Below are 26,989 nucleotides of genomic sequence, written 5' to 3'. Positions count from 1 at the left end.
GACCTGACAAAAACCCGCATCCGAAAGGACGCGGGTTTTTTTATGTCTGCTACTTCTGCTCGAACATCACATAGATCTTGCGGCATGGCTCCAGCACCTCCCAGGTGCCCTTGAAGCCCGCCGGGATGACGAACCGATCACCGGCACGCAGGGTCTTGGCAGCGCCATCCTGATCGCGCAGCACCGAAACGCCTTGAACGATCTCGCAATATTCATGTTCGGTGTAGTTCACTGTCCATTGCCCGACTTCACCTTCCCACACGCCCGCAGCGAACTGCCCGCACGGGCTGGAGTAATGGTTGTAGACAGCCTGGTCCGGCTCGCCCTTGAGAATTTTTTCCGCCGCCGGGCGGTAGCGTTCAGCCTCGGTGAGCACCTGGGCGAAGTCGATGATGCTGGCGATACTCATGGTACGGCTCCTGTTGTTGTTTAATAAAATGCACATCAGTAGGCTTTTAGGCCATTCGTGTCAAATATATTGATAGTTTACCCGGCCTGGTTTAGGGTATCGCTTGCCCGTGTGCGCTCGTCGCCCGGCCAGAATTCTGACAACGCCAGTGAGTCCTCAGTGCGGCGTTGCACCTAAACAAGAGGAGGAGTTTCGTATGACCACCCTGACCCGTGCGGACTGGGAACAACGTGCCCAGCAACTGAAGATCGAAGGCCGCGCCTTCATCAACGGCGAATACACCGACGCCGCATCCGGTGAAACATTCGACTGCCTGAGCCCGGTCGACGGACGCTTCCTGGCCAAGGTCGCCAGCTGCGACCTGGCCGACGCCAACCGCGCCGTGGAAAACGCCCGCGCTACTTTCAATTCCGGCGTCTGGTCGCAGCTGGCCCCGGCCAAGCGCAAGGCCAAGCTGATCCGCTTCGCCGAGCTGCTGCGCAAGAACGTCGAAGAGCTGGCGCTGCTCGAAACCCTCGACATGGGCAAGCCGATCGGTGACTCCTCCACCATAGATATCCCAGGCGCAGCGCAAGCCCTGCACTGGAACGCCGAAGCCATCGACAAAGTCTACGACGAAGTCGCGCCAACCCCGCATGACCAACTTGGCCTGGTTACCCGCGAGCCAGTGGGTGTGGTCGGTGCCATCGTACCGTGGAACTTCCCGCTGCTGATGGCTTGCTGGAAACTCGGCCCGGCCCTGGCCACCGGTAACTCGGTGGTGCTCAAGCCGTCCGAAAAATCGCCGCTGACCGCCATCCGCATCGCCCAACTGGCCATCGAAGCCGGCATCCCGGCCGGTGTGCTGAACGTGCTGCCAGGCTATGGTCACACCGTTGGCAAGGCCCTGGCCCTGCACATGGACGTCGACACCCTGGTGTTCACCGGTTCGACCAAGATCGCCAAGCAGCTGATGATCTACGCGGGTGAGTCGAACATGAAGCGCATCTGGCTGGAGGCCGGTGGCAAGAGCCCGAACATCGTCTTCGCCGACGCTCCGGACCTGCAAGCCGCCGCCGAATCTGCCGCCAGCGCCATCGCCTTCAACCAGGGCGAAGTCTGCACCGCAGGTTCGCGCCTGCTGGTCGAGCGCTCGATCAAGGACAAGTTCCTGCCTATGGTGGTCGAGGCCCTCAAGGGCTGGAAGCCAGGCAACCCGCTGGACCCACAGACCACCGTCGGTGCGCTGGTCGACACTCAGCAGATGAACACCGTGCTGTCGTACATCGACGCCGGCCACCAGGACGGCGCCAAACTGCTGGCCGGTGGCAAGCGCACCCTCGAAGAGACCGGTGGCACCTACGTCGAGCCGACCATCTTCGACGGCGTGACCAACGCCATGAAGATCGCCCAGGAAGAAATCTTCGGCCCAGTGCTGTCGGTGATCGCCTTCGACACTGCCGAAGAAGCCATCGCCATCGCCAACGACACGCCGTATGGCCTGGCCGCTGGCATCTGGACCTCGGACATCTCCAAGGCTCACAAGACCGCCCGTGCCGTGCGCGCCGGCAGCGTCTGGGTCAACCAGTACGACGGCGGCGACATGACCGCGCCGTTCGGTGGCTTCAAGCAGTCGGGCAACGGCCGTGACAAGTCGCTGCATGCGCTGGAGAAGTACACTGAGCTGAAAGCGACCTGGATCAAGCTGTAAGTCGCTGGGGCTGCACAGCAGCCCCCACCAGCCGGGTCGGTTAACGCCGTCCCGGCTTTGTCGTTTCTGTCATTCAAGAATTTTGCCTAGGAGGCCAAATGCGTTGGGGCACCTACTTCGCCGTACTGGCATCGGTACTGAGCGTCGGGCTCGCGCTCGGCGTGAGCATGCCGCTAGTATCCCTGCGTCTGGAGGCCTGGGGCTACGGCAGCTTCGCCATCGGCGTGATGGCGGCGATGCCAGCGATCGGTGTGCTGCTCGGCGCCAGCCTGGCCAGCCGCCTGGCCGGTTGGGTCGGCGTGCCTGCGGCCATGCGCCTGTGCCTGTGGGGCGGGGCGTTGTCGATCGGCTTGCTGGCGCTGCTGCCCAGCTACCCGTTGTGGCTGGCGCTGCGCTTGCTGATCGGTATGTCGCTGACCGTGGTGTTCATCCTCGGCGAAAGCTGGATCAACCAATTGGTGGTCGAGCAGTGGCGCGGCCGCCTGGTGGCGCTGTATGGCAGCAGCTATGCCTTGAGCCAGCTGGCCGGGCCGCTGGTGCTGGGCTTCCTTGGCTCAGACGATGACTTCGGCTTCTGGTCCGCGACTGGCTTGTTGCTGCTGGCCCCCTTGCTGCTGCTGGGGCGGGGCGGGGCGCCGAGCACCGAGGCTTGCAGCGTCACCTTCGGCGACCTGTTCGCCTTCTGCCGCCGGCTGCCGGTGATCGCCTGGGCCATTGCGTTGTTCGCCGCTTTCGAGGCGATGATCCTTACCCTGCTGCCGGTGTATTGCCTGCAGCAGGGCTTCAGCACCGAAATCGCGCTGTTTATGGTCAGTACCGTGGTGGTGGGTGATGCGGTGTTGCAATTGCCGATCGGTGCCTTGGCCGACCACATGTCACGGCAAAAACTGTTCACTGGTTGTGCGGTGACCTTGATGGTTTCCAGCCTGGCGATTCCGTTGTTGCTGGATACGCCGGTGATCTGGCCATTGTGGGTGCTGTTCGGGGCCAGCGCCGGTGGCTTGTTCACCTTGTCGTTGATACTGATCGGCGAGCGTTATCGCGATGATGCGCTGGTGCGGGCCAATGCTCACGTGGCGCAGCTGTGGGGCATCGGCTGCCTGCTCGGGCCGTTGCTCGCTGGGGCAGGGAGCCAATGGGTCAGCGGCCATGCGCTGCTGTGGCTGATGGCGGCCGGGGCGGCGGGGCTGGTGGTGTTGACCCGGCGGCGCGGGGCGTTCGAGGTGGCGCCCGCCTGACCGTCAGAGCATTTTCTCCAGGCCAACGGCCTTGCTGATCCAGGCATTGAACCGCCGCCAGAGCCCACCGGGCTCTGCGTTCAATGTGTGCAACTGGCCGTTGTCCTCGGTGACCCAGACCAGCTTGTCGTTGGCCAGCTTCACCTGGTAGCTGAGCGCAGGCGCCATACCCTGCAGCGCCAGTTCGCGGGTGTATTCGGCCAGCTCCGGGCTATCCACCAACACGCCCACCTCGGTGTTCCACAGCACCGAGCGCGGGTCGAAATTGAACGAGCCGATGAAGGTCTTGCGCCGGTCGAAGACGATCGCCTTGCTGTGCAGGCTCGAATCCGAGCTGCCGTGGAAGCTCAGGCGCCCGGCGCTGGGGTCGCCCGGCTGGCGGCGCAGCTCGAACAGCTGCACGCCGTGTTCGAGCAGCGCGCGGCGGTAGGGTGCATAGCCTCCATGCACGGCTGGTACATCGGTGGCCTCCAGTGCATTGGTCAACAGTTTGACCGAAGTCCCGGCATCGGCACGGCCAGTCAGGTACAACAGCCCCGGCTCGCCCGGCACGAAGTAGGCCGACACCAGGATCAGCTCCTTGTGCACGCTGGCCAGGTCCGGTGCCAGCTGCTGGCTCATCAACAGGTGCGGGTCTGGCTCGTCATCGGCCAGCACCTTGCTCGGCGCGTCCCAGAGCGCCGAGCTGTGGGCCCAGATCAGCTCATTGCGCCAGACGTCAAGGCGCGGCTGGGATTGATAGGCCATCAAACGGTCATACAACGCCTTGCGCTTCACCCGCGCCTCGGCCAGCGACACTTCCAGGCGATGGCGGCTGGCACTCAGGTCTTCGGCATCGGGCTGTTGCCAGAGGAAGTCGCCGATCGGCCGGCTCAGCGCACTGTTCCAGTACTGGTCGAAACCGTGCCCCAGCTGCTCGGCCACCGGGCCGACGCCGAGCAGGTCGATATCGGTGAAGTTCAAGTTGGGCTCGGCATCGAAATACTCGTCGCCCAGGTTGCGCCCGCCGACGATGGCCATGCTGTTGTCCACCAGAAACAGCTTGTTGTGCATGCGCCGGTGCTGGCGCGAGAGGTTGAACAGACGGCCCACGGCGCGGGTGACCCCGGTACTGCGGCCCAGGTGCAGGGGGTTGAACACGCGGATCTGGATATTCGGGTGGGCGTCGAGGGTGCCCATGATGGTGTCCAGGCCATCGCTGGTGGTGTCGTCGAGCAGGATGCGCACACGCACGCCACGGTCGGCGGCGCGCAGCAGTTCGTGGACCAGCGCGCGGGTGCTCAGGCCGTCATGGACGATGTAGTACTGCAGGTCGATGCTCGCCTGGGCGTTGCGGATCAGCTCGGCGCGGGCACGGAACGCCTCGTTGCTGTTGGGCAGCAAACGAAAGCCCGAGCGGCCTTCATAGGGTGCTGCCTGGCGCATGACCGAGCGGCCGAAGGCAGAATCCTTGGCCGGCAGTGCCTGGCTGGTTTCGCGGGGGGCACCAACGCTGGCACAGCCTGCTAGGCCGAGCAGCGCCAGCAGCAGAGGCAGAATGCGCTGGAATCTCAAATGTGGATCGTCCTGTGCAGCAAGGGCCTGGGAATTTGGACCACAGAGGGCGGCGCAAAGTTACCCTTCGCCGTTGTCCTCAGCCAGTAGACGAAGGGCGGTTTCACCGACCTTGCGCACCGCGTCCTCAATCTGAGGCGTTGGCCGCGCGGCAAAGTTCATGCGCAGGCAGTGGCGAAACTTGCCCGAGGCCGAGAAGATGCTGCCCACCGCCACTTGCACACCCTGTTCCAGTAAAGCGCGGTTCAGCCGCAGCGTGTCGAAATGTTCAGGCAACTCCACCCACAGCATGAAGCCGCCCTGGGGCCGGCTGACACGGGTGCCGGCCGGGAAGTAACGGCTCACCCAATCGCTCATCAGGTCGCGAGCGCGCTGGTACTGGCTGCGCATGCGCCGTACGTGCGGCTGGTAATGCCCGGCTGCGATGAAGTCGGCAATGGCCAGTTGCGGCTGGGTGGCGGTGCTGCCGGTGCTGATGTACTTCATGTGCAGCACGCGCTCCAGGTAACGACCCGGCGCCACCCAGCCGATGCGCAGGCCGGGGGCGAGGGTCTTGGAGAACGAACTGCACAGCAGCACGCGGCCGTCGTCGTCGAATGACTTGAGGGTACGCGGGCGCGGGTAGGTGTAGGCCAGGTCGCCATACACATCGTCTTCAAGGATCGCCACGTCGTAGCGCTGAGCGAGGCTCAGCAGGGCCTTCTTGCGCGCCTCGGGCATGATGTAGCCGAGCGGGTTGTTGCAGCTTGGGGTGATCTGGATGAGCTTGATCGGCCATTGTTCCAGCGCCAGCTCCAGGGCTTCGAGGCTGATGCCGGTGGTCGGGTCGGTGGGGATTTCCAGCGCCTTCATGCCCAGGCCTTTGAGGGTCTGCATGGCACCGTGGAAGCTCGGGGAGTCGACCGCGACGATGTCGCCGGGCTCGCACACCGCGCGGATGCTGCACGACAGCGCTTCGTGGCAACCGGTAGTCACCACCAGGTCGGCCGGCCCCAGGCGGCAGCCGGAGTCGAGCATCAGCCGGGCGATCTGCTCGCGCAGGGCGAGGTTGCCGTGGATGTTGTCGTAATACAGCCCTGGCATGTCCTGCCGCCGGCTGAGTTGGGCGAGGCTGCGCAGCAAGGGCTTGAGGCTGGGGCTGTCGATGTCGGGCATGCCGCGGCCCAGCTGGATCACATCCTTGCGCGGGGTGCTGCGCACCAGTTCCAGCACTTGCTCCCATTGCGAGATGTCCACCGGGCGCTGCGCCGGACGGCTGACGGCGGGCAGAGCGGCGAGGTGGCGGTGGTCGCTGACGAAGTAGCCGGACTTGGGCCGTGGCGAGACCATGCCGCTGTCTTCCAGCATGCGGTAGGCCTGCTGCACGGTGCTCAGGCTGACGCCGTGTTCCACACTCAGGGCGCGCACCGACGGCAGGCGTTGGCCGGGGCGATACAGGCCTTGCTCGATACGGGCGCCGAGCAGCTCGGCGAGGTTCAGGTAGAGCGTCACGGCATACTCCTGCGCGGCTTTTCGGCAGCGACCAGTACAGTTGCGCTGAAAATACAGCATTCAGCCCGTCGGCCGCCAATTCTGTATGGGAATAATAACCTTGTAGTGGTTCTGTATTGTCGACGCTGCCAGCGCGCATGCTTTCTCCACGGTAACCACTGAATGGGAGAACGCAGCGATGGGTGGCATGAGCGATGTGCGCTTGCAACTGATGGCCAAGGAACTGGAAGCGGGGCAGCAGGCCCAGGTTTTCAATGCGCCGGCAGGCCTTGGCCGTTGGGGCTTGATGCTGCACCGCTGGCACACCCGGAGGGCGTTGCTGCAGCTGGATGACAACCAGCTGCGGGATATCGGGTTGAGCTGGGAGCAGGCTCGGGAAGAAGGTAGCAAACCTTTCTGGAGAGATTGACTCCCAACCTGTAGGAGCGGCTTCAGCCGCGAACACCGGCGAAGCCGGTGCCATTCCCATAGGTACTCAGGTGACCTAGACCAGCTCTTTCAGCCGGTGCCAGAGCATCCCCAGCGCCAGCAGCGGCGAGCGCAGATGCTTGCCGCCGGGGAAGGTGATGTGCGGCACCTTGGCGAACAGGTCGAAACGCCCGCTCTGCTGGCCGCTGATCGCCTCGCCCAATAGGCGTGCGGCCAGGTGCGTGGCGTTCAACCCGTGACCGGAGTAGGCCTGGGCGTAATAGACGTTCGGCTGGCTGGCCAGGCGGCCGATCTGCGGCAGGCGGTTGGCACCGATGCCGATCATGCCGCCCCATTGGAAATCGATGCGCACGTCGGCCAACTGCGGGAATACCTTGAGCATCTTCGGCCGCATGTACGCGGCGATGTCCTGCGGGTCGCGGCCGGAGTAATGGCAGGCGCCGCCGAACAGCAGGCGGTGGTCGGCGGACAGGCGATAGTAGTCCAGTGCCACACGCTGGTCGCACACCGCCATGTTCTGCGGCAGCAACTGGCGTGCGCGTTCCTCGCCGAGCGGCTCGGTGGCGATGATGTAGCTGCCGGCGGGCAGCACTTTGCCGCCCAGCTCGCGGTTGAGGTCGTTGTGATAGGCGTTGCAGCACAGCACCAGCGTCTTGGCGCGCACGCGGCCCTGGGCGGTGTGCACCTTCACTTCGGGGCCGTACTCGATGCGGCTGACTTCCGATTGCTCGTAAAGCTGCACGCCGAGGCGGCTGGCCACGGCCGCTTCGCCGATCGCCAGGTTGAGCGGATGCAGGTGCCCCGAGCCCATGTCGATCAGGCCGCCGACGTAACGGTCGGAGCCGACCACGCTGTGGATCTCGTCTTTCTGCACCAGGCGCAGTTGGTGGCGGTAGCCTAGGCTGCGCAGTTCCTCGGCATCCTCGGCAAAGCCTTGCAGCTCACCGGGTTTGTTTGCCAGGTCGCAGTAGCCCCAGGTCAGGTCGCAGGCGATGGCGTGGCGTTCGACTCGCTCACGGACGATCTCCACGGCTTCCAGGCCCATCAGCTTCATGCTGCGCACGCCTTCTTCGCCGATCACCGGGAGGAACTGCTCCAGACCATGGCCGACGCCACGAATCAGCTGGCCGCCATTGCGCCCGCTGGCGCCCCAGCCCAGCTTGCGCGCCTCCAGCAGGATTACCGACAAGCCGCGTTCGGCCAGCTCGATGGCAGTATTCAGGCCCGAGTAGCCGCCGCCGACGATGCACACGTCGGCGCTGTGCTCGCCTTGCAGGAAGGGGTAGTCGGCGTGTGGCGCGCTGCTGGCGGCATAGTAGGAGGCGGCGTGCTGCGCGCTGTGGATCATTGGGCAGGTCCTGGGCGAATGGGCCTATAATCTTGCCTGAATTCCTGCTTCGTACCCAGCCATGTCCTGCAACCGCCACAAGATCCAGTTCCTGCGCGAACTCATTCCTTCTTTCGAGTGCGAGCCCGGCTGCCACGATTGTTGCGGCCCGGTCACCACGTCCGCCGAAGAGATGGCGCGCCTACCGCGCAAGTCGCAGGCCGAGCAGGACGCTGCGCTGGAACGCCTGGATTGCGTGCACCTGGGCCCCGATGGCTGCACCGTTTATGAGGAGCGGCCGATGATCTGTCGGCTGTTCGGTACCACGCCCCGCATGGCCTGCCCGCGTGGGCGCGGCCCGCAACCGATGATCGAACCCGAAGCCGAGCAGCTGGTGCACCGGTTCATCGCCACCACCCGCCAGGTGCTGGTCTAGCCTCAGTCCGGGATCGGCAGGCAGAGGCTTTCCTTCACCTCTTCCATCACGATGTAGCTCTTCGATTCGCGCACGTGCGGCAGCTTGAGCAGGATGTCGCCCAGCAGCTTGCGGTACGACGCCATCTCGGAAATACGCGCCTTCACCAGGTAGTCGAAATCGCCTGACACCAGGTGGCATTCCAGCACATGCGGCAGCTTGAGCACCGCGCGGCGGAACTCCTCGAAAGTATCGCCCGACTTGTAGTCCAGGCTGATTTCGACGAACACCAACAGGCTGCCCTTCAGGTGCTGCGGGTTGAGCCGGGCGTTGTAGCCCATGATGATGCCCTCGCGCTCCAGGCGGCGTACGCGTTCGGTGCAAGGGGTGGTGGAAAGCCCAACTTTCTCGCCCAGTTCGGTGAAGGAAATACGCCCGTCATTCTGCAGGATCCGCAGGATGTTGCGGTCGATCTTGTCCAGTTCACGCTTGCTCTGGTGCTGGGTTCTCATAGGGGATGCCCCTCCGTGAAAGGCGATTTTGCCGAGAATTCTCGCCAAATATAGGCTTTTATATAGTGAATTGCACTGGTCTGTAATTTTTATACTGCGCGCATCCATGCTATTTCAACAAAAATGCGGTGCGCCGCGTGCGAGGGATCAACAATGCGAGTTCTGGTACTTGGTAGCGGTGTCATCGGAACCGCCAGTGCCTATTATCTGGCCCGGCAAGGTTACGAGGTCACGGTGGTCGATCGCCAACCGGCGGTGGCCATGGAAACCAGCTTTGCCAACGCCGGCCAGATCTCGCCCGGCTACGCCTCGCCCTGGGCTGCCCCAGGCGTGCCGCTCAAAGCCATCAAGTGGCTGCTGGAGCGCCACGCGCCCCTCGCCATCAAGCTGACCGGCGACGTCGATCAGTATCTGTGGATGGCGCAGATGCTGCGCAACTGCACCGCCAGCCGTTACGCGGTGAACAAGGAGCGCATGGTGCGCCTGTCCGAGTACAGCCGCGACTGCCTCGACGAACTGCGCGCCGAAACCGGTATCGCCTACGAAAGCCGCACCCTGGGCACCACCCAGCTGTTCCGCACCCAGGCTCAAGTGGATGCCGCCGCGAAGGACATCGCCGTACTGGAGCAGTCCGGTGTGCCGTATGAACTGCTCGACCGCGATGGCATCGCCCGCGTCGAACCGGCCCTGGCCGGGGTCAAGAACATCCTCGCCGGTGCCCTGCGCCTGCCCAACGACCAGACCGGCGACTGCCAACTGTTCACCACCAAGCTGGCCGACATGGCGCTCAAGCTGGGTGTCGAATTCCGCTTCGGCCAGGACATTCAGCGCCTGGACTTCGCTGGCGACCGCATCAATGGTGTGTGGATCGACGGCAAGCTGGAAACCGCCGACCGTTACGTGCTGGCGCTGGGCAGCTACTCGCCGCAGATGCTCAAGCCGCTGGGCATCAAGGCGCCAGTGTACCCGCTCAAGGGCTACTCGCTGACCGTGCCGATCACCAACCCCGACATGGCGCCGACCTCGACCATTCTCGACGAGACCTACAAGGTCGCCATCACCCGTTTCGACAACCGCATCCGCGTGGGCGGCATGGCGGAGATCGCCGGTTTTGACCTGTCGCTGAACCCGCGTCGGCGCGAAACGCTGGAGATGATCGTCAACGACCTTTATCCTCGCGGCGGTGACCTGAGCGAAGCCAGCTTCTGGACCGGCCTGCGCCCGGCGACCCCGGACGGCACGCCAATCGTGGGCTCCACCCCGTTCCGCAACCTGTTCCTCAACACCGGGCACGGTACGCTGGGGTGGACCATGGCTTGTGGTTCCGGCCGACTGCTGGCCGACCTGATTGCGCGCAAGAAGCCGCAGATCAGTGCTGAAGGCCTGGATATTTCCCGGTATGGCAACACTCGGGAAGCGGCCAAGCACGGGCAGTCAGCGCCGGCTCATCAGCAATAAGTTTGTCTGTACCGGCCTCTTCGCGGCTGAAGCCGCTCCCACGGGATCTGCAGCGTTGCAAATGTCTGTGGGAGCGGCTTCAGCCGCGAAGAGGCCGACACCGTTTTCAACCCGAACCACCATAAGGCAGCCGCCATGCGTCCCGCCCGCGCCCTGATCGACCTCCAGGCCCTGCGCCACAATTACCGCCTCGCCCGTGAACTGACCGGCGCCAAAGCCCTCGCCGTGATCAAGGCCGACGCCTACGGCCACGGCGCCGTGCGCTGCGCCCTGGCCCTGGAACCCGAAGCCGATGGCTTCGCCGTGGCCTGCATCGAGGAGGCGCTTGAGCTGCGTGCGGCCGGTATCAAAGCCCCGGTGTTGCTGCTGGAAGGCTTCTTCGAAGCCAGCGAACTGGCGCTGATCGCCGAGCACGACCTGTGGTGCGTGGTGCATTCGCTGTGGCAACTGGAAGCCATCGAACAAACGTCGGTACACAAGCCGCTGACCCTCTGGCTCAAGCTCGATACCGGCATGCACCGTGCCGGCCTGCACCCCAAGGACTACCACGCCGCCTACCAAACTCTGTTGGCCACCGGCAAGGTTTCGCGCATCGTGCTGATGAGCCACTTCGCCCGCGCCGACGAACTGGATGCCGACGCCACCACCCAGCAGATCGCCGTGTTCGACGCCGCCCGCCAGGGCCTGGCCGCCGAATGCAGCCTGCGCAATTCGCCCGGCGTGCTGGCCTGGCCACAGGCGCCGAGCGATTGGGTGCGCCCGGGCATCATGCTGTACGGCGCCACGCCGTTCGAAGTGCAGCAGGCCCAGGCCGAGCGCCTGCAGCCAGTCATGACCCTGCAATCGCGGGTCATCAGCGTGCGTGAACTGCCCGCTGGCGAGCCGGTGGGTTATGGCGCCAAGTTCATCAGCCCGCGCCCGACCCGCGTGGGCGTGGTCGCCATGGGCTACGCCGACGGCTACCCCCGCCAGGCCCCCACCGGTACCCCGGTGATGGTCGCCGGCAAGCGCAGTCAGCTGATCGGCCGTGTGTCCATGGATATGCTGTGCATCGACCTGACCGACGTGCCCGAGGCCACCATCGGCAGCCCGGTCGAGTTGTGGGGCAAGCAGGTGCTGGCCAGCGAAGTGGCCATGCACGCCGGGACCATTCCCTATCAGATCTTCTGCAACCTGAAACGCGTGCCGCTGGACTATTTCGGCGAATGACACGCTGAAGCGGACAGCCTGAGGGCGGTGTGTTGTAAATACTGAACGGCATTGCCATGATATCGTTCACATTCACCCCGCCATCACACCGTTTCAGGAGGCTCCAGCTTTGGACGTCGGCGAACGACTGCAAGCCATCCGCAAGCTCAAGGGCCTGTCCCAGCGTGAACTCGCCAAGCGCGCGGGGGTGACCAACAGCACCATCTCGATGATCGAGAAAAACAGCGTGAGCCCTTCGATCAGCTCGCTGCGCAAAGTGCTGAGCGGGATTCCCATGTCCATGGTCGAGTTCTTTTCCGTCGAACTGGAGGTCGAAAGCCCCGCGCAGATCGTCTACAAGGCCCACGAGCTGATCGACATTTCCGACGGCGCGGTGACCATGAAGCTGGTGGGCAAGTCACACCCCAACCGGGCTATCGCGTTTCTGACCGAAATCTACCCACCAGGTGCCGACACCGGCGCCGAGATGCTCACCCACGACGGCGAAGAAACCGGCATCCTTCTCGAAGGCCGCCTGGAATTGGTGGTGGGCACCGAGATCTTCATCCTTGAAGAAGGCGACAGCTATTACTTCGAAAGCACTCGCCCGCACCGTTTTCGCAACCCGTTCGATGAGCCGGCCCGGCTGATCAGCGCCGCCACGCCGTCGAATTTTTGATCCAGCACAATGCATTGATTCGGCAATACCCCTTTCCCAAGTAGGGTCGTTTCACGCCTTCTGGGTTCCCGCTATACTTTTCAACGCTCGCATTACCGTGGCCGCGGGCGTGATTAGCCACCATGAGGGTGTACGCGTGAACCAAATCAAGAAGATGCTGGCCGTACCAGCAGCCGTATTCGCCCTTTGGGCAATCAGTGCAACCGCTGCGACCAATGACGACCTCGCCAAACGCCTGGAGCCGGTTGGCCAGGTGTGCGTCCAGGGCCAGGAATGCAAAGGCATGGAAGTGGCTGCCACGGCGGGCGGCGGCGGCGCCAAGACGCCTGATGACATCATCGCCAAGCACTGCAATGCGTGCCATGGCACGGGGCTGCTGGGTGCGCCGAAAATTGGTGATACTGCTGCGTGGAAAGAGCGCGCCGATCACCAGGGCGGCCTGGACGGCATCCTCGCCAAGGCCATTACCGGCATCAACGCCATGCCTCCGAAGGGCACCTGCGCGGATTGCTCGGATGATGACCTGAAGGGTGCGATCAAGAAGATGTCCGGGTTGTAAAAATTGAATTGCATGAAGCCCGCCTTTTTGGCGGGCTTTGTTTTTGTGTCGCCAATGCCGACCTCTTCGCGGGCGGTACTGGCAACGAATCAGCCGAGATTCATGTCCAACCCCTGAACCCATAGAAGACTCAGGAGGCCAAGATGCACCTCTGCTCCATCGACCAAGCCGTAGAGCAGGTTCTATCTCGCCTACCGGCCCATATCCACATGGGCCTGCCACTGGGCCTTGGCAAACCCAACGCCTTCGTCAACGCGCTATACGCCAAGGTTCGCGATCTGCCCGAGCGCCGCCTGACCCTCTACACAGCCTTGTCCCTGGGCCGCCCACCCTTGGGCGATGGCCTGCAACGGCGCTTCCTCGAACCCTTCATCGAACGCGTCTTCGCCGACTACGAAGAACTCACCTACCTCGCCGACCTGCGCAACGACACGCTGCCGCCGAACATCCGCGTCGAGCAGTTCTTCATGCAGCCCGGCAGCCTGCTGCACAGTGATGCCGCACAGCAGGACTACGTCAGCAGCAATTACAGCCACGCGGCCCGTGACATCAACGCCAAGGGCCTGAACCTGATCGCCCAGTTGGTGGCCGCCACACCGGAAAAGCCGGTGCACCTGAGCCTTTCCTGCAACACCGACATCACCCTCGACCTGCTGCCGATGATCGCCAAGCGCCGCGAAGCTGGCGAAACCATCCTCATGCTCGGCCAGGTCCATGCCGAGCTACCCTACATGCCCGGTGACGCGGAGCTGGGCATGGAAGCATTCGACCTGCTGATCGATCAGGTCGAGCAACGTCGGCTGTTCTCCACGCCGAACATGCCGGTCACCACCCAGGACCACTGCATCGGCCTGCACGCCAGCACCCTGGTGCGCGATGGCGGCACGTTGCAAATCGGCATCGGCGCAATGGGCGATGCCGTAGCCGCCGCATTGCTGGCGCGCCAAGGCGACAATGCGGGCTACCGAGCGCTGATGGATGAGCTTGATGTTTGCCCGTGGCAAAGCTTGATCGAGCGGGAAGGGGGGGTGGACGCTTTCGCCCAGGGCCTCTACGGCTGCAGCGAAATGTTCGTCAATGGCCTTTTGGCGCTGGCCGAGGCTGGTGTAGTACGCCGGCCAGCCGACGAGCAGGGCGTGTTGGTGCATGGCGGATTCTTCCTTGGCCCACGGGCGTTCTATCAGCGCTTGCGCGAGATGCCGCTAGAGCAGCGTGCGCAGTTCGCGATGACTCGCATCAGTTACATCAACGAGCTGTATGGCCAGGAAGAACTCAAACGCCGTCAGCGGCGGGATGCCCGCTTCATCAACACGGTGTTCAGCATGACCCTGCTGGGTGCCGGGGTCGCCGACCAGCTCGAAGACGGCCGCGTGCTCAGCGGTGTGGGCGGGCAGTACAACTTCGTCGCCCAGAGCCATGCGCTGGAGGGCGGTCGGTCGATTCTGCTGCTGCGCAGTTGGCGCGAGGCGGGGGGCGAGGTCAGTTCAAACCTGTTGTGGGCCTACGGCCACTGCACCATCCCTCGGCACCTGCGCGATATCGTCGTGACCGAGTACGGCATCGCCGACCTGCGCGGACAGACCGACAGTGAAGTGATTGCGCGGTTGCTGGCAATCAGTGATTCTCGGTTCCAGGGCGAGCTGATGGAGCAGGCTAAAAAGGCCGGCAAGCTGGCCAGGGACTTTGAACTGGAAGCGAGGTTTACGGACAACACGCCTGAGCGGCTGGAAGCGATCAGGGCACGGCACGCGCGGCTGTTCCCCGAGTATCCATTGGGCACTGATTTCACAGCAGAGGAGCGGGACTTGCTGCGGGCGTTGAACTGGCTGAAGAGCAAGTTTCGTTTGAGCGAGGTGCTGGAGCTGGGCAAGGCTGCGCTGGATGCACCGGGGCCGGAGGGGTATGAAGCGCATTTGGCGCGGATGCAATTGGATAAGCCGCATGGGCTGAAGGAAGAGCTTTATCAGCGGTTGCTGCTGGCGGGGTTGGCGGCGACTTGAAGATCGCCGGGGCCGCAACGCGGCCCCAGTAACCATCACTCGATGAAGCTGACCACACCGCCTTCCAGCGACTTGACCCGAGCCAGCGATTCAACGCGGTAGCCCTGGCTGTCCAGCTCGGCACGGCCGCCCTGGAACGACTTCTCGATCACGATGCCAAGGCCCGCAACAGTGGCGCCAGCCTGCTTGATGATCGAGATCAGCGCCTGCGACGCCTTGCCGTTGGCCAGGAAGTCGTCGATCACCAGCACGCGGTCGCTGCTGTTGAGGTGGCGCGGCGAGATGGCCACGGTGTTCTCGGTCTGCTTGGTGAAGGAATACACCGAGGCGGTCAGCAGGTTCTCGGTCAGGGTCAGCGACTGGTGCTTGCGCGCGAAGATCACCGGCACGCCCAGCTTCAGGCCGGTCATCACCGCCGGGGCAATGCCCGAGGCTTCGATGGTGACGATCTTGGTCACGCCGGCATCGGCGAACAGGCGGGCGAACTCGTCACCGATCAGCTGCATCAGCGCAGGGTCGATCTGGTGGTTGAGAAACGCGTCGACTTTGAGAACTTGATCGGAAAGCACGATGCCTTCTTCGCGAATCTTCTGCTGCAGTGCTTCCACTGTGGTTTCCTCGATGTAGCAAAGGTGGCCGCATAACGCGGCAAAGTTAAAGAGTAAGGGTTGATCAGCGTTTGAGCATTGCCCGAATGTCGGCCAGTGCGTTGTTGCCGCGCGCGGCTTTGACTTCCACGGGCGCATCGTCCAGGCCTTCCCAGGCCAGGTCGTCCGGCGGCAGTTCATCAAGGAACCGGCTGGGCGTGCAGTCGATGATTTCGCCGTATTGCTTGCGTTTGGCGGCAAAGGTGAAGGCCAGGGTCTGGCGCGCGCGGGTGATGCCCACGTAGGCCAGGCGGCGCTCTTCTTCGATGGTGTCGGCTTCGATGCTGGAGCGGTGGGGGAGGATTTCCTCCTCCATGCCCATGATGAACACGTAGGGGAATTCCAGGCCCTTGGAGGCATGCAGGGTCATCATCTGCACGCCCTCGGCGTTTTCTTCCTCTTCCTGCTGACGCTCAAGCATGTCGCGCAATACCAGCTTGCCGATGGCGTCCTCGATGGTCATGTCACCCTCTTCGTCTTTTTCGAGGGTGTTCTTCAGCGCTTCGACCAGGAACCAGACGTTGCTGATGCGGAACTCCGCCGCCTTGTCGCTGGCGGTCTGCTGGCGGATCCAGTTTTCGTAGTCGATGTCGCGGATCATCTCGTGCAGCGCGGCGATCGGGTCTTCCAGGGCAACCTTGTGGCGCACGCCGTCGAGCCAGTGCTTGAAGCGCTGCAGGCGCTCGGTGTAGCGCGCGTCCAGGTGTTCGCCCAGGCCCAGCTCTTCGCTGGCGGCGTACATCGAGATGCCGCGCTCGGTCGAGTAGTTGCCGAGCTTTTCCAGGGTTGTCGAGCCGATTTCCCGGCGCGGCACGTTGATTACCCGCAGGTAGGCGTTGTCGTCGTCCGGGTTCACCAGCAGGCGCAGGTAGGCCATCAGGTCCTTCACCTCCTGGCGGCCGAAGAAGCTGTTGCCGCCCGACAGGCGATACGGCACTTGGTGGTGCTGCAGCTTGAGTTCGATCAGCTTGGCCTGGTAGTTGCCGCGGTAAAGGATGGCGAAATCGCTGTATGGGCGGTTGGTGCGCAGGTGCAGGGTGAGGATTTCCATGGCCACGCGTTCGGCCTCGGCTTCCTCGTTCTTGCAGCGGATCACGCGGATCTCGTCGCCCACGCCCATTTCACTCCACAGCTGTTTCTCGAAGGCATGCGGGTTGTTGGCGATCAGCACGTTGGCGCAGCGCAGAATGCGGCTGGTGGAGCGGTAGTTCTGTTCGAGCATGACGATCTTCAAGGAGGGGTAATCCTCCTTGAGCAGCATCAGGTTCTCTGGGCGCGCGCCGCGCCAGGCGTAGATCGACTGGTCGTCGTCGCCCACCACGGTGAACTGGTTGCGCATGCCGATGAGCATTTTCACCAGCAGGTACTGGCTGGCGTTGGTGTCCTGGTATTCGTCCACCAGCAGGTAGCGCACGCGGTTCTGCCAGCGTTCGAGCACCTCGGGGTGCTCCTGGAACAGCTTGACCGGTTGCAGGATCAGGTCGTCGAAGTCCACCGCGTTGAACGCCTTGAGCGTGCGTTGGTAGTGGGTGTAGACGATGGCGGCGGTCTGCTCGCGTGGGTTGCGGGCTTTTTCCAGGGCTTCGGCGGGCAGGATCAGGTCGTTCTTCCAGGCACCGATCATGTTCTTGATCTCGTCGATGCCGTCGTCGCCGGAGTATTCCTTCTGCATGATGTCCGACAGCAGCGCCTTGATGTCGGACTCGTCGAAGATCGAGAAGCCTGGCTTGTAGCCGAGCTTGTCGTGCTCCTTGCGGATGATGTTCAGCCCCAGGTTGTGGAAGGTGCACACCGTAAGGCCTCGGCCTTCCCCCGGCCGCAGCAGAGTACCGACCCGTTCCTTCATCTCGCGCGCGGCCTTGTTGGTGAAGGTCATCGCGACGATGTACTGGGCACGGATGCCGCAGTTCTGGATCAGGTGGGCAATCTTGCGCGTGATCACGCTGGTCTTGCCGGAGCCTGCACCGGCGAGCACCAAAAGAGGGCCGCCGACGTAGTCACGGGCTTCCTGTTGCCTGGGATTGAGTCGGGACATGCTAGAAACCGGGGGTCGCCAGAAAATAGCCGCGCATTCTAACAGGCATGGGGCGGTTGTGGCGCGACCGTCTGACGTCTGAGTCAGAGTTTCTCGCCTGCCTATTACCATTAGTCAGGCTCATGCTATTCACGGAAAAAATCGTATTTGCTGGTTTAACCACTTTCGAGCAGGATGCACGTCAAAATGTGTCGGGACGCGCTGTGGGCAAGGATATGTCTAAAAGTGAAAATCATTTTCATTTATGCAGTAGCATACCCGACCTCCCTCGTGTCACCGTCCATGCTTTAAGGAGCCCGCTTGTCCACGCCTGTCGAACCTCTGCGTTTGCTGTTGTTGGCTGATGAGCCGGAATGGGCCGCCTTGCTGCGCGAGTGCCTGCTGCCGCTGGACGGCACGGCAGTGCTGCTGACCGCACCTAACTGGGCGGCGGTCGATACCTTGTTCAGCCATGACCGCCAGGCGGTGATATTGGCCACCCCGGATCTGCAACCGGCGCCGGGGCGCTGCGACTTGCCGACCATCCTGCTGCTCGACCATGAGCCTGAGGCGCCACCCACCGGCGTCAGCGACTGGCTGGTGCGTGACCAACTCAACGCCGACGCCCTGCGCCGTTCGTTGCGCCATGTGCGCGAGCGCGGCGTGCTGGTCGCGACCTTGCAGCGCCTGGCCGAACAGGACCCACTGACCGGTATCGCCAACCGCCAGGGTTTTCAGGCCCTGCTGACCGCGCGCCTGGCCGAAAACGACGGCCGCGGCGTGGCCCTTGGGCACCTGGACCTGGACAACTTCCGCCACGTCAACGATGCCCTTGGCCATCAAGGCGGCGACCGTCTGATCCTGCAAGTGGTCTCGCGCCTCAAGCAGCAACTGGAGGCGGGCGACCAGCTGGCGCGCCTGGGCAGCGACGAGTTCGCCCTGCTGATCGATACCCGCCGCGACACCGGCCGCGCCGAGTGGATCGCCGAACGCATCGTCGAGGCCCTTGCCGAGCCCTACTGGATCGACGGCGAAAGCCTGCTGCTCGGCTGCAGCCTGGGCCTGGCCCATGCCCGCGCGCAAAGTGGCGCCGACCCGTTGATGTGGCATGCGCACATCGCCATGCGCCAGGCCAAGAGCAGCCAGGGTTGCACCTTCCATGTGTTCAACGAGCGGATCAACCGTAATGCCCGCAGCCTGGCCGACCTGGAAGGCGAGCTGCGCCGCGCCCTGCGCCGCGACGAGCTGGAGCTGCACTATCAGCCGCGGCTGAACCTGGCCGATGGCCGCATCGTCGGTCTGGAGGCGCTGGTGCGCTGGCGCCATGCCGAGCGTGGCCTGCTGCCGCCGAGTGAATTCGTGCCGCTGGCCGAGCAAAGCGGGCTGATCGTGCCGCTGGGCTACTGGGTGATTTCCCGCGCCTTGCGCGACATGCAGGCCCTTCGCGAGAGCGGCCTGGCGCCGCTGCACATGGCGGTGAACCTGAGTTTTCGCCAGTTCCAGGACAGCCAACTGCTGGCGACGCTGAGTCGCCTGATCATCGAGAACGGTGTCGATGCCCGCTGGCTGGAGTTCGAGCTGACGGAAACTGCCGTGATGCGCCGCAACGAGCTGGTGCGCCAGACCATGGACGCTCTGGGGCGACTGGGCGTTCGTTTTTCGCTGGACGACTTCGGCACCGGTTTCTCTTCGTTCGTGCACCTGAACAGCCTGCCGATCACCCTGCTCAAGGTCGACCGCAGCTTCGTCGCCGAGATGGAGATGCGCGAGGAGAACCGCAAGCTGGTGCACGCGATGATCAACCTGGCGCACAACCTCAATCTTGAGGTGGTGGCCGAAGGCGTCGAGAGCTACGAGCAGATGGCTTTGTTGCGTGGGTTTGGCTGTGATCAGGTGCAGGGGTTCCTGGTCAGCAAGCCGTTGCCGGTGGAGGAGTTGGTGGAGTATCTGCAGCAGGCGTCCGAGCGCAAGCTGGTGGAAGTGCTCTAGGGCCTCATCGCGGATGAATCCGCTCTTGTAGGAGCGGATTCATCCGCGATAGGGCCCTCGAATCAAACCGAAGCAGCAGCCCCAACCCCAGCCTTCCCCAGCATCCGCTTCATCCGCCACTCAAAGGCAAAGGTCAGCGCCACCGAGGCACAGGCCAGCCCTAACGCCAGCCCCCACCACACCCCGACCGCGCCGCCGCCCAGGGTGAAGGTCAGCAGCCAGGCACTCGGCGCACCGACCAGCCAGTAGCAGCACAGCCCGATCAGGAAGGTGGTCTTGGCATCCTTCAGCCCACGGATCGAACCCATGGCAATGGTCTGCACACCATCGAACAGCTCGAACCAGGCCGCGACCATCAGCAAACTCACCGCCAACTGGTAAATGCCCGCGAACGCCGGGTCGTTAGCATCGATGAACAGGCCCACCAGCATTTCCGGGCGCAGCCAGAACAGCGCGGCAAAAGCGAACATCAGCATCGCGCCGAAACTCATGCCCACCCGCCCGGCACTGCGCGCCGCCAGCAGATTGCCGGCACCGTAATACAGCCCCACGCGCATGGTCACGGCATACGAAAGCCCGGTCGGCACCATGAACGCGGTCGAGACGATCTGCAGCGCGATCTGGTGCGCCGCCAGTTCGGTGCTGCCCAGTACGCCCATGCACAGCGCGGCAAAGGCGAACAGGCCGACCTCCACCATGTAGGTGCCGCCGATGGGCAGCCCCAGCCGCCACAGCTCACGCAGGGCCGGCAGCGAAGGGCGCGACAGGCCCTTGCGCAGCGGGTAGGCGGCGTAGGCCGGGTGCCAGCGGATGTACAGCGCCAGCGCAATGGCCATGCCCATCGACACCACGGCAGTCACCAGGCCAATGCCCATCAGCCCCAGCTTGGGCAGGCCGAACATGCCTTCAATCAGCGCGACGTTGAACAGGTAGTTGAGCACCGTGCCGACCAGGCTGATGACCATTACCGGCGTCGAACGGCCCAAGGCGCTGGTGAAGCCGCGCAGGGCCATGAAGGTCAGGTAGCCGGGCAATGCCAGTGGCAGCAGGGTGAGGAACTGCATGGCCGCGTCGACGTTGTCAGGCTGCTGACCGAACAGCAGCAGCACCGGCTTCAGGTTCCACAGCGCCAGCGCAGCGACCAGTGCCAGCCCCCACGCCAGCCACAGGCCGTTCTGCGCCAGGCGCGTGGCGCCTTCGATGTCGTTGGCGCCCTTGCGGATCGCCACCAGCGTGCCGACCGCCGCGATCACGCCCAGGCAGAAGATCGACACGAACGAATAGCTCGCCGCGCCCAGGCCGCCACCGGCCAGGGCCTGGGGGCTGATGCGGGCCATCATCAGGGTGTCGGTGAGCACCATCAGCATGTGCGCCAACTGCGAGGCGATCAGCGGCCCGGCCAGGCGCAGCAAAGCCTTGAGTTCTGTGGTGGGCGCAACGTGCATGGGTGTCGTCCTTTTGGCCTGACTCTGTGAGCGAGGGACGATTCTGAGGCTTCGGTCAACTTTGCACAAAAGGATAAAAACGATGGTTGGCATGAGTTGAACTCATGCCTATATGATTCTGAGCATTCCTTGTCCGCCCCGAATGCAGGTGCCTCATGTCCCGCCAGATGCCTCCGCTGTATGCGCTGCGCGCATTTGAAGCTGCCGCCCGGCTCAGCTCCTTCACCCGTGCCGGCCAGGAGCTGTCGATTACTCAGAGCGCGGTCAGCCGGCACATTCGCACCTTGGAAGAGCATTTTGCCTGCCGCCTGTTCATCCGCAGCGGGCGCAGCCTGCAGTTGACCGAGGCGGCGCGGGTGCTGTTGCCCGGGGTGCGTGAAGGGTTCGCGGCGCTGGAGCGGGCGTGCGATACGTTGCGCGGCGAGGACGACATCCTGCGCATGAAGGCGCCTTCGACCCTGACCATGCGCTGGCTGCTGGCGCGCCTGAGCCAGTTCCGCCACTTGCAGCCCGGCAACGAAGTGCAGCTGACCAGCGCCTGGATGGACGTCGATCACGTGGACTTCAATCAAGAGCCATTCGACTGCGCGGTATTGCTCAGTGACGGCGTGTTCCCGCCGGATTGGGAAGTGCGCCGGCTGTTTGCCGAGCTGCTGATCCCGGTGGGCGCACCGGACCTGCTCAACGAAGGCCCATGGGACGAACGCCGATTGGCTGGCATCGAATTGCTCCACCCCACCCCCGACAAGCGTGACTGGCGTGAATGGCTGGAACGTATGGGGTTGGCCGACAGCGTTTCGCTCAAGGGTGGGCAGGTGTTCGACACGCTGGAACTGGGCATGATCGCCGCGGCCCGTGGCTACGGGATCTCCATGGGCGACTTGTTGATGGTCGCCGAGGATGTGGCCCATGGGCGCTTGAGCCTGCCGTGGCCGACAGCGGTGCCCAGTGGCATGGATTATTACCTGGTGTGGCCGCGCACCCGGCCGGGGGGCGAGCGGTTGCGGCGTTTGAGTGTGTTTTTGCAGGAAGAGGCGGCGGGGGTGAATTTGCCGGATGTGAAGATTCTGCCCTGTCTTTGATTGCCTGTACTGGCCTCTTCGCGGCTAGAGCCGCTCCTACAGATACTGTGCAACCCCTGTAGGAGCGGCTTTAGCCGCGAAGAGGCCGGTACAGACAGTCGAAAACGTTTGCGAATACCCCGGCCCGACACTCAAGTATTCGCCCGCGACGCCGACTTACTTGCACCAGCGTCCCGGAAGAGGGCGCGATTCTCCGTCGATAACCAGCAGGCGGTCAGCGTGATCAGGATGATCCCGGCCATTTGCCAGGAGCTTCTTTATGTCTCAACCGCGTGCCCGCATCGCCTCGCAGCTCGGTATAGCCCTCGCCATCGTGTTGGCGATGGTGATCACCGGCAGTACCCTGTTCGCCCTGCGTTCCCTGGATGACGCCAACCTCGCCACGCGCCAGGCGCACCTGGCCAGCGAGGCGCGCCTGCTGGCCGACCAGCTGGAAACCTTCCACGGTTCGCTCAAGGACAACACCCAACGCTTGAGCGGCTTGTTCGAGCGCCGCTTTGCCTCGGGACTGTCGCTGCATGCCGGCGAAACCGTGCAGGTTGCCGGTCAGGCCACGCCTGCGCTGTACCTGGGTGAGCATCTGCTGAACAACGACGTCCAGCAGGTCGACGAATTCCAGCAGATGACTGCGGGCATCGCCACGCTGTTCGTACGCAGTGGGGATGACTTCATACGCATCACCACCAACCTGAAGAAACAGGACGGCAGCCGTGCGATCGGCACCCAGCTCGACCGCCAGCATCCGGCTTATGCAAAGTTGCTGGCGGGGCAGATGTACGTGGGCCGGGCAGTGCTGTTCGAGCGTAACTACATGACCCGCTACGTGCCCGTGAGCGACGGCAATGGCCGGGTGATCGCCGTACTGTTCGTTGGCTTCGATTACACCGATGCGCAGAACGCGCAATTCAACAACCTCAAGCGCTTCCGCATTGGCGAAACCGGCTCTCTGGCCATCCGTGACGACCAGGGCCAGTGGCTGGTGCCGCCCGCCAATGCCGATCAGGACCTGTTCAGCGCCTCGGCACCGTTCGCCGAAGGCCCGTGGACCGTGGTTGCCAGCATGCCCAAGGCGGAGATTCGCGAAGTGACCTGGAGTGTTGGGACGCGCCTGGCCATCGGCAGCCTGTTGGCGATGCTGCTGGCCGTGGCCGCCACGCTGTGGCTGCTGCGACGCAAACTGCGCCCGCTCGACGATCTGGTGCGCCAGGCCAATGCCCTGGGTGCCGGCGACCTCAACGCGCGCCTGGCGGTGACCAGCCATGACGAGATCGGCCAGCTGGCGCGTAGCTTCAACAAGATGGGCGAAGCCCTGGCGACCATGGTCGAGCACATTCGCGGCGCGTCCGAGCAGGTCAGTGGCCGCGCCCGTTCGCTGGCCGGCCTGTCGGCGGGCGCCTGTGAAGGCATGGACCAGCAGTCCGGCGAAATCACCAGCATGGCCGGTGCGGTGGAGGAATTCAGCGCCACCTCGATGAACATCGCCGACAACATGGCCGGCACCGAGCGCATGGCCCGCGACAACGCCCAGCAGACGCGTATTGGCCGCACGGCCATGGATGAAGCGTCGAGTTCGCTGCGCCAGATCGCCGAAGCCCTGGGCGGTACTGCCACCGTGATGGACACTCTGGGCGCTCGCTCTCAGGAAATCGGCGGCATTGTCGGGGTGATCACCGCGATTGCCGAACAGACCAATCTGCTGGCGCTCAACGCGGCCATCGAAGCGGCCCGTGCGGGCGAGCAGGGCCGTGGCTTTGCCGTGGTCGCCGACGAGGTGCGCGGGCTGGCGGCGCGTACGCGTCAGGCAACCGATGAGATCTCTGGCATGATCGCCAGCATTCAGCAGCAGACCGGCCATGCCATCAGCACCCTGGAGCAGGGCAATCAGCTGATGCAGGAAGGCTTGCAGCGCAATGACAAGGTCGCCGAGGCGTTGGCGCGCATCGATGAGCAGAGCCGCTTGGCGGGCGAGCAGTTCACCGTGATCAGCACCGCGACCCAGGAGCAGAGCAGCACCGCGACCGTGCTCAGCCGCAACCTGCAGAGCATTGCCCAGGCCAACGGCGAGCAGCGCGATGTGGCCAATGAGCTGGCCTTTACCGCCCGTGAGCTGGAAGGCTTGGCGGCGCAGTTGCGCCAGGAAGTGGATCGGTTTCGGGTGTAGATAGAGGATGGCTGTGCCGGCCTCTTCGCGGCTGAAGCCGCTCCCACAGGGTGGTCCACACAACTCGTGTGGGAGCGGCTTCAGCCGCGAAAGGGCCGTTACATGACCCCCAAATTCAGCGCATCAGCACACGCCTGCAACGACCGCCGCTCACTCTCTGCATACAACGCCAGCTCATCCTGCACCGGCAGCCCCAGCGCCGCCTCAAACGCCTCGCGGTTGGCATTGCTGCCATAGTCTGCCTGGGCCTCATCCCCCAGGTTCGACTGGAAGATCCCCGCCGCGCTGACCGGCAAGAAGTCCTCATACACCAACGCCTCGAAGTGCACATGACCGGCGTCGATCAGGCCTTGCAAAGTGGTCGGCCGATCAGCCTGCTCGCGCGCAGCCAGGCCCTTCTCCGTAGCGAAGTAGCGGAAATACGCCAGCCCCTGCTCACGCATCTGCGCCAGGTCATCCGGGAATTCAGCGAACTGCTCCTTCAGCAGCGCTCCATACCGCTCGGCATTCGACTCCGCTGGCGCGCCACCCAATGCCGCACGGGTAGCGTCGAGCAAGCGGTCATACAGCTGGCGTCCCTTGGGCGTCAGCGCCGCGCCCCGTTGCTCGATCTCGCCGAAACGGGCGGTATGGCTACCCTGGTGGTCGTTGAACGCAACGGTCTCCTGCAGTGCTTTGAAACTGGTCTGGCGCAGCAGGATCGGGTGGCGGCGGGTAGGCGGGCCTTCGACCACGGCCTTGGGCGGAATACCCTTGGCCGGCATGCCCAGCTGGATCGCGTCGATGTCCAGCGTGCGTGGCGTAAGGTGGTTGATATGCGGGCCTTTGAACGCCACCACGTCGGCAATCAGGCGATGCTGGTCGTGCAGCTGCTGATACTGCTCCGCGCTGACCGTGGCGTCCTGGTGCCAGCGGAAGGTGTGCAGCGCTTCCTGCACGAAGGCCTCGGCGTCGGCCGCGTTCAGGCCACCCTCGCTTTCGCATTGGGCGATCAGTTCGAGGGCACGGGCGCTGAAGATCTTGCGTTTGGCCAGGATGCTCCGAGCCAGCTCGCGCAGGGCCGGATTGTCGATCAGCTCCAGGCGCAGCAGCGACGTGAACACACGGAAGGGGCTGACGTGCAGCGCCTGTTCGTGCACGGGGCGGAACGCGGTGGAGTGCACGGGTACGCCGGCCGAGCTGAGGTCGTAGTAGCCGACTGGCTGCATGCCCATCACGGCGAACAGCCTGGCGATGGTGGCCAGCTCTTCGGCCGTACCGACGCGGATGGCGCCGTGGCGTTCCTGGTCCAGGCGTTCGACCTCGCCGGTCCAGCGCAGTGCTTCGGCGACCTTGGGTTGCTGGGCCATGACCTGCTGGTTGATTTCGCTAACCAGCTCCAGCAGCGTGCCGTAGAGCGGCACTTCCTGTTTGTACATGAGCGACATGGCGGCAGAGAACTGCGCGCGAATGCTGTCGGGGCTGACGAAATCGAGGGCGGGCATCGCTAGCTTCCTGGTTGGGTTCGGACGGTTACATGAAAGCTGGGAATGTATTGGCCTCGCAAGCGAAAAAAAGTGGTTGAGTCATTCCCTTTTTGATTGAACTTTAGGGCCTCATCGCGGATGAATCCGCTCCTACACGGCCCGCGTGAATGATGAACCCACGCAACCCCTGTAGGAGCGGATTCATCCGCGAGAGGCCCTCAATCCTAGAGCTGCTCCCGAATCCACTCCACCAGAGCCCGCACCTTCGGAACTTCGGCCGCATGCTCGGCATATGCCAGGTAATGCTTTCCGGCACTGGGCATCGCATGGTCCCAAGCAATCACCAAGCTCCCCTCGGCCAGTTCCCTCGCCACCAGATAACGCGGCACCAAGGCCACCCCACAACCCGCTTCGGCGGCGCTCAAGGCCATGTAGAAGGTGTCGAAACGCGGCCCGTGGTAGGCGTTGACGCTGTCCAATCCCAACTCCAGAAACCACTCGTGCCAGGCCTCCGGCCGCGAGGTGCTCTGCAGCAGCACCAGCTCGGCCAGCTCGGCAGCACCGCTCAATTCGCGCCCTGCCAGCAGCTCCGGGGCGCACACCGGCAGCACTTCTTCGCCGAACAACTCGATGCAGGTCGCCCCTGGCCAGGTGCCTTGCCCATAGAAGAACACCACATCCGCCGAGCCCTGCAGCAAGGCGAACGGCTCCATCTCGTTGCGGATGTCCAGGTGGATGTTGTTGTGGCGCTTGCCGAAGCCCTTGAGGTGCGGAATCAACCAGCGCACGCCAAAACTCGGTTGAGTGGCTACCTTCAATATCTCGGTCTGTTCACCGTAGGTCAGCACATAGCGGCTGGACATGTCGACCTGGGTGAGGATCTTGTTGACCTCGGCCAGGTACAGGCTGCCAGCGGGTGTCAGCTGCAGGCGCCGGCGGATGCGCAGGAACAGGTGGTGACGCAGCATTTCTTCGAGCTGCGCCACCTGCTTGCTGACCGCGCTCTGGGTCAGGTGCAGCTCTTCGGCGGCGCGGGTGAAGCTCAAGTGGCGGGCTGCAGCCTCAAAACACTGCAGGGCGGTCATGGAAGGCACCAGGCGTTTGGACATAGGTTTCTCTGCGGCTCAAATCATTACCTGACGGAATGATATGCGGAATAAAGGTCGTTTGTTGCACCGATGTGATCGGATTAATACTGATCCCCATCATTTTTCCAACCCATCACCCGATGTAGGA

At 63.7% G+C, this 26,989-nt stretch carries 22 protein-coding genes and 1 pseudogene; 13 read left to right on the top strand and 10 right to left on the bottom strand.

Annotation, left to right across the window (positions count from 1 at the left end):
• Positions 1-49 precede the first annotated feature (49 nt).
• Entirely contained in the window at positions 50-409 is a 360-nt protein-coding gene (locus ACIQUF_RS13380) for a cupin domain-containing protein (protein ID WP_403132053.1), read from the bottom strand.
• 196 nt (positions 410-605) lie between these two features.
• On the opposite strand from ACIQUF_RS13380, the gene ACIQUF_RS13375 reads away from it, so the two are divergent.
• On the top strand, positions 606-2,099 hold the full coding sequence (locus tag ACIQUF_RS13375) for an aldehyde dehydrogenase (protein ID WP_403132051.1): 1,494 nt from the start codon (positions 606-608) through the stop codon (positions 2,097-2,099).
• Between the two features lie 98 nt (positions 2,100-2,197).
• Complete coding sequence (locus ACIQUF_RS13370; RefSeq protein ID WP_403132048.1) at positions 2,198-3,337, top strand: MFS transporter; 1,140 nt, start codon at positions 2,198-2,200, stop codon at positions 3,335-3,337.
• 3 nt (positions 3,338-3,340) lie between these two features.
• Here the strand turns inward: ACIQUF_RS13370 and ACIQUF_RS13365 are convergent, their stop codons facing one another.
• Positions 3,341-4,891, bottom strand: coding sequence for a phospholipase D family protein (locus tag ACIQUF_RS13365; protein WP_403132046.1), 1,551 nt, complete (start codon positions 4,889-4,891; stop codon positions 3,341-3,343).
• A 60-nt stretch (positions 4,892-4,951) separates the two neighbouring features.
• Complete coding sequence (locus ACIQUF_RS13360; protein ID WP_403132044.1) at positions 4,952-6,382, bottom strand: PLP-dependent aminotransferase family protein; 1,431 nt, start codon at positions 6,380-6,382, stop codon at positions 4,952-4,954.
• A gap of 178 nt (positions 6,383-6,560) precedes the next feature.
• Between ACIQUF_RS13360 and ACIQUF_RS13355 the strand changes: the two genes are divergently transcribed.
• Positions 6,561-6,791 (top strand): DUF1127 domain-containing protein, encoded by a 231-nt coding sequence (locus tag ACIQUF_RS13355; RefSeq protein ID WP_403132042.1) that lies wholly within the window; start codon positions 6,561-6,563, stop codon positions 6,789-6,791.
• A gap of 75 nt (positions 6,792-6,866) precedes the next feature.
• On the opposite strand, the gene ACIQUF_RS13350 is transcribed toward ACIQUF_RS13355, so the two are convergent.
• Positions 6,867-8,159 carry an NAD(P)/FAD-dependent oxidoreductase gene (locus ACIQUF_RS13350; RefSeq protein WP_403132040.1) on the bottom strand — a complete coding sequence of 431 codons (1,293 nt, stop codon included), beginning with the start codon at positions 8,157-8,159 and terminating at the stop codon, positions 6,867-6,869.
• A gap of 61 nt (positions 8,160-8,220) precedes the next feature.
• Between ACIQUF_RS13350 and ACIQUF_RS13345 the strand changes: the two genes are divergently transcribed.
• Entirely contained in the window at positions 8,221-8,574 is a 354-nt protein-coding gene (locus ACIQUF_RS13345) for a YkgJ family cysteine cluster protein (RefSeq protein WP_403132037.1), read from the top strand.
• A gap of 2 nt (positions 8,575-8,576) precedes the next feature.
• On the opposite strand, the gene dadR is transcribed toward ACIQUF_RS13345, so the two are convergent.
• Entirely contained in the window at positions 8,577-9,065 is a 489-nt protein-coding gene (dadR, locus tag ACIQUF_RS13340) for a transcriptional regulator DadR (protein WP_003258963.1), read from the bottom strand.
• A 153-nt stretch (positions 9,066-9,218) separates the two neighbouring features.
• Here dadR and dadA point away from each other — a divergent pair, with 153 nt between their 5' ends.
• The 5 genes from dadA (at position 9,219) to ACIQUF_RS13315 (ending at position 14,949) form a co-directional block, all read left to right on the top strand.
• On the top strand, positions 9,219-10,523 hold the full coding sequence (gene dadA / locus ACIQUF_RS13335; protein ID WP_403132035.1) for a D-amino acid dehydrogenase: 1,305 nt from the start codon (positions 9,219-9,221) through the stop codon (positions 10,521-10,523).
• 135 nt (positions 10,524-10,658) lie between these two features.
• Positions 10,659-11,732, top strand: coding sequence for an alanine racemase (gene alr / locus ACIQUF_RS13330; RefSeq protein ID WP_403132034.1), 1,074 nt, complete (start codon positions 10,659-10,661; stop codon positions 11,730-11,732).
• 109 nt (positions 11,733-11,841) lie between these two features.
• The gene (locus ACIQUF_RS13325) at positions 11,842-12,390 is read left to right on the top strand and encodes a cupin domain-containing protein (RefSeq protein WP_403132032.1); all 549 of its coding nucleotides are present in this window, start codon (positions 11,842-11,844) and stop codon (positions 12,388-12,390) included.
• A 154-nt stretch (positions 12,391-12,544) separates the two neighbouring features.
• Positions 12,545-12,949, top strand: coding sequence for a c-type cytochrome (locus ACIQUF_RS13320; RefSeq protein ID WP_403132515.1), 405 nt, complete (start codon positions 12,545-12,547; stop codon positions 12,947-12,949).
• A gap of 143 nt (positions 12,950-13,092) precedes the next feature.
• A complete protein-coding gene (locus tag ACIQUF_RS13315) occupies positions 13,093-14,949 on the top strand; it encodes an acetyl-CoA hydrolase/transferase C-terminal domain-containing protein (protein ID WP_403132029.1) in 1,857 nt (618 codons plus the stop codon).
• A 35-nt stretch (positions 14,950-14,984) separates the two neighbouring features.
• Here the strand turns inward: ACIQUF_RS13315 and ACIQUF_RS13310 are convergent, their stop codons facing one another.
• Together ACIQUF_RS13310 and rep are read right to left on the bottom strand one after the other, a co-directional pair.
• Entirely contained in the window at positions 14,985-15,557 is a 573-nt protein-coding gene (locus tag ACIQUF_RS13310; RefSeq protein ID WP_019472726.1) for a xanthine phosphoribosyltransferase, read from the bottom strand.
• A 64-nt stretch (positions 15,558-15,621) separates the two neighbouring features.
• Positions 15,622-17,631: a DNA helicase Rep gene (gene rep, locus ACIQUF_RS13305; RefSeq protein ID WP_400801485.1), complete on the bottom strand. Its 2,010-nt coding sequence runs from the start codon at positions 17,629-17,631 to the stop codon at positions 15,622-15,624.
• A 300-nt stretch (positions 17,632-17,931) separates the two neighbouring features.
• Between rep and ACIQUF_RS13300 the strand changes: the two genes are divergently transcribed.
• The gene (locus ACIQUF_RS13300; RefSeq protein WP_403132026.1) at positions 17,932-19,599 is read left to right on the top strand and encodes a putative bifunctional diguanylate cyclase/phosphodiesterase; all 1,668 of its coding nucleotides are present in this window, start codon (positions 17,932-17,934) and stop codon (positions 19,597-19,599) included.
• Positions 19,600-19,661: 62 nt separating this feature from the next.
• Here ACIQUF_RS13300 and ACIQUF_RS13295 read toward each other — a convergent pair whose 3' ends face one another.
• Positions 19,662-21,044, bottom strand: coding sequence for a NorM family multidrug efflux MATE transporter (locus tag ACIQUF_RS13295; protein ID WP_403132012.1), 1,383 nt, complete (start codon positions 21,042-21,044; stop codon positions 19,662-19,664).
• 155 nt (positions 21,045-21,199) lie between these two features.
• Here ACIQUF_RS13295 and ACIQUF_RS13290 point away from each other — a divergent pair, with 155 nt between their 5' ends.
• The 3 genes and pseudogenes from ACIQUF_RS13290 to ACIQUF_RS13280 all read left to right on the top strand — a co-directional run bounded on the left by ACIQUF_RS13290 (position 21,200) and on the right by ACIQUF_RS13280 (position 24,287).
• The gene (locus ACIQUF_RS13290) at positions 21,200-22,126 is read left to right on the top strand and encodes a LysR substrate-binding domain-containing protein (protein WP_403132008.1); all 927 of its coding nucleotides are present in this window, start codon (positions 21,200-21,202) and stop codon (positions 22,124-22,126) included.
• 259 nt (positions 22,127-22,385) lie between these two features.
• A pseudogene (locus tag ACIQUF_RS13285) lies at positions 22,386-23,426 on the top strand (Cache 3/Cache 2 fusion domain-containing protein); the annotation flags it as partial.
• Entirely contained in the window at positions 23,424-24,287 is an 864-nt protein-coding gene (locus ACIQUF_RS13280; RefSeq protein ID WP_403132513.1) for a methyl-accepting chemotaxis protein, read from the top strand. The pseudogene ACIQUF_RS13285 and the gene ACIQUF_RS13280, both read left to right, overlap by 3 nt.
• A gap of 98 nt (positions 24,288-24,385) precedes the next feature.
• Here the strand turns inward: ACIQUF_RS13280 and ACIQUF_RS13275 are convergent, their stop codons facing one another.
• Both ACIQUF_RS13275 and ACIQUF_RS13270 read right to left on the bottom strand, forming a co-directional pair.
• The gene (locus ACIQUF_RS13275) at positions 24,386-25,771 is read right to left on the bottom strand and encodes a VOC family protein (RefSeq protein WP_403132005.1); all 1,386 of its coding nucleotides are present in this window, start codon (positions 25,769-25,771) and stop codon (positions 24,386-24,388) included.
• A 206-nt stretch (positions 25,772-25,977) separates the two neighbouring features.
• The gene (locus ACIQUF_RS13270; RefSeq protein WP_403132003.1) at positions 25,978-26,862 is read right to left on the bottom strand and encodes a LysR family transcriptional regulator; all 885 of its coding nucleotides are present in this window, start codon (positions 26,860-26,862) and stop codon (positions 25,978-25,980) included.
• Positions 26,863-26,989 lie beyond the last annotated feature (127 nt).

This window comes from Pseudomonas sp. NPDC090233, assembly GCF_044772285.1.
Classification (GTDB): Bacteria; Pseudomonadota; Gammaproteobacteria; order Pseudomonadales; family Pseudomonadaceae; genus Aquipseudomonas.
The sequence above is the reverse complement of the archived record's forward strand: the minus strand, read 5'-3'. Positions and strand labels throughout refer to the sequence as shown.